Annotated in this window: 2 protein-coding genes; one reads left to right on the forward strand and one right to left on the reverse strand. The window is 55.9% G+C overall.

The window, feature by feature from the left end:
- Positions 1 to 144: 144 nt before the first annotated feature.
- Positions 145 to 990 carry a class I SAM-dependent methyltransferase gene (locus HMPREF1137_RS08035; protein ID WP_009054127.1) on the forward strand — a complete coding sequence of 282 codons (846 nt, stop codon included), beginning with the start codon at positions 145 to 147 and terminating at the stop codon, positions 988 to 990.
- Between the two features lie 619 nt (positions 991 to 1,609).
- Here the strand turns inward: HMPREF1137_RS08035 and HMPREF1137_RS08040 are convergent.
- On the reverse strand, positions 1,610 to 2,434 hold the full coding sequence (locus HMPREF1137_RS08040; RefSeq protein WP_016461510.1) for an alpha/beta fold hydrolase: 825 nt from the start codon (positions 2,432 to 2,434) through the stop codon (positions 1,610 to 1,612).
- Positions 2,435 to 2,949: the final 515 nt, after the last annotated feature.

Here is a 2,949-nt window from a genome sequence, read left to right on the forward strand (position 1 = left end):
GCCCACGGAACGAACGTCGGCGAGCAGGACGACCGGGCACTGCCAGATCTCCTGATCCATACCTGCAGTTGCGTAGTGCGGACAAAACACGCAAACCCTCTGCAGGCGCCGCGCACCAAAATCCCACCGGCATACAATGACTAAATGACTGAAACAAGCAGGAAAGCGCAGTGGTTTTCCGATAACGAACGCAACTGGGACGACCGCGCCGAGCTGCACATGGCTGGCAACTACTGCGACTACCAGCATCTTCTCGAGGACCCGACGGCCATCAGTGCCGAATTGGCCCAAGATATCGAAAAATTTGGCGATCTCACGGGCAAAGAGGTCATCCACCTGCAGTGCCACGTCGGAACCGACACGATCGGGTTTGCACGCCGCGGGGCCTCGCGCGTCATTGGCCTCGACCTGTCCGAGGCCTCACTTGCCCACGCACGCAGCATCGCCGAGCGCGCAGGCGCTGACGTCAACTTCGTTCACGCGAACGTGTACGACGCGCGCCAAGCAGTCTCCGGCGACTTCGATCTGGTATACACCTCGATCGGAGTCCTGTGCTGGCTCCCCGATATCGCCCAGTGGGCACAAGTCGTCGCATCCTTGCTCAAACCGGGCGGCACTTTCTTCATCCGTGATGACCACCCGATGTTCATGACAATCGGGGAGGATATTTCCGACGGGCTCAAGATCGAGCAGCCATACTTCGAGCAGGACGCTCCGATGACGTGGGATGACGATTCAAGCTACGTGGACTCCCCCGGTGCGCCGCGGATTACTCACACAACGAACCACCAGTGGAATCATTCCCTTGGCCAGATCGTCACTGCTCTCATCAACGCTGGGCTGGTGATTGATGAGCTTGAAGAGACCCCGCGCGCTGCCTGGTGCCCGTGGCCCGAACTTATGGAACAAGATTCCACTGGCGGATGGCATCTTCGTGAGCACCCCGAACGTCTGCCCCTTCAGTTTGCGATCACCGCACACAAAAACTGAGGGCACACTCCTACTCCACTTGGATCAAGCATTTTTCGCGTGCATGTACTCGAGTAGATCTATCCCGATCTTTCCTTGAACAAACAGAGCATGCGCATGAGAATGACTACTCCCAGTTGGGTAATCGCCAATATGCAAGGGACCCCCGAAGCCATTAATTCAGGGGTCCCTCATGCTGAATTCACAGCACCAATGCGGAAGTACTACTCCCACTCGATTGTCGCATAGCCCGTTTCCGTGTAGTCAGCGGGGCAGGTGAGCTGGGATTCCTTTTACTCTTTCATCGAGAGAGCCGTGTAGTCACCCTGTAGTCAGCACTGACTACATGCGATGTAGTCACTTGAGAAGAGTATTTTCGTCCGACCGAAGAGTGATAGCTTTGACCTGCGGAAACGCAGTTCGGTTGTGCGCAACTGACTACATGGATGAAAGGGGTGCCGACGGGGTGGGCCGCTCCCCGACCCGAGAGTAACAAATCCCGAGCGAAGAGTGTTGGCGATGATCTGGGGAAATATACTCTAAAGAGAAGGAAGTAACCACATAGAACGCAATGTGGATCTACAAATGTCGCTCATCGTGCTAACGAAAATGTGCAAGAAGAGGCTGCAGTTACCCAACACTATTTCAGCGCAACCATGAGTTGCTCAATCTTACTGTTCACAAAGCTAGGATTATCAACATTCGAGTTATGCCCTGCTCCAGGTATCCACACGAGAGGGATCTTCTCACCAGCAGCCCATTTACGGTTAAACACTTTGACATCGCCAGCATGGTCCTTCTCCCCGCAGAGCAAGAGCGCCGGACAGTCAATGTTGTAAGCGCGCCTAGATTCAACAGCATCGGCGAGCATCTTGTAGCCGTGCGCGGCGAGCTCCACATACTCCTCCTTGGCGTAGCTCTCGATGAAGGAACGCATGCCGGCCTTCCCCTGGGCGGTTGTTGCCACGCCCCACGATCCCAGCACCTTCAGCCACGACCAGGGCACAAACTGGTACATCCCCTTGGTATGGCGCAGCGCTTTGACCTCCCACGTCGAGTAGTACTTCCTCTTGAGCGGCGCTGAATCAATGGAGACGAAGCCGGCAGCTTCTCTCGGATGGAGGTCGATGAACGCCTGTGCAACGTAGCCGCCGACCGACTGGCCCACAAGCACGAGGTTTTTGATGCTCTCAGCCTCCAAAATTGCGTGCAAAATACGGGCGCAATCGTCCATGGAGAAGTCAAGCGGATATGGGCGCGACTTCCCATGTGCAGGAGCATCCCATACCAGGCAGTTTGCCTTACCTGAGAAATACGCCATCTGCGCGTCGAACATGGTGTGGTCGGCAGTGAGACCAGGAAGAAATACAAGCCACGGTGCGTCCGTGTCAGCAGAGGCGTCTATCCAATAGAAGACATTGCCGCTGCTGGTGTGGTAAACGCGCTCATGCAAGGTTTGAGGCATGTTGAATCTTTCGCAATCAGGTTTTTAGCTGGACAGGCAGCCGTGGCGTCTTTGGCAGGTACTCGCTTGAGGACGACTAGATCTCCCAGACCGGGACAGCCTGCACCACTGCTTCAACGGTGTCGCGCTCGCAATACCGAAACGCACCATCGCCTCAGGCTTACTCATCCCACCGTCAACCATAGCCCTCGCTGCGGCGACCTTGGTCTCATAGTCGTATCTCGCCCGCTTTACTCCCATGACAAGAAGCCCACCCCTCCCGATCACGCGGTACATCTTCTGCCACTCTCTCACAGTCTCGGCACACACACCAAGCCTCCTGGCGCTCAAACCATAGCCAAATCCCCTCGCAAACATCTCCACCGCCTGCTCCCGAAGCAAACGATCATGCCTCAACCCCAGATCCACAGACACGAAAAGCCTCCCGTTTCTTGGACTTCAATTTCGATGTCCAAGAAACGGGAGGCAGTTCATGACGAGGCCGGGGCTATCAGTCTGCGAGCTCAGCTCAGTAC

The organism is Actinomyces sp. ICM39, assembly GCF_000282935.1.
Lineage (GTDB): Bacteria > Actinomycetota > Actinomycetes > Actinomycetales > Actinomycetaceae > Pauljensenia > Pauljensenia odontolytica_B.

What these genes read in the sequence shown, in the direction of transcription:
- HMPREF1137_RS08035 (WP_009054127.1), top strand. Translation starts at nt 145, where the DNA reads ATGACTGAAACAAGCAGGAAAGCGCAGTGGTTTTCCGATAACGAACGC.
- HMPREF1137_RS08040 (WP_016461510.1), bottom strand. Translation starts at nt 2,434, where the DNA reads ATGCCTCAAACCTTGCATGAGCGCGTTTACCACACCAGCAGCGGCAAT.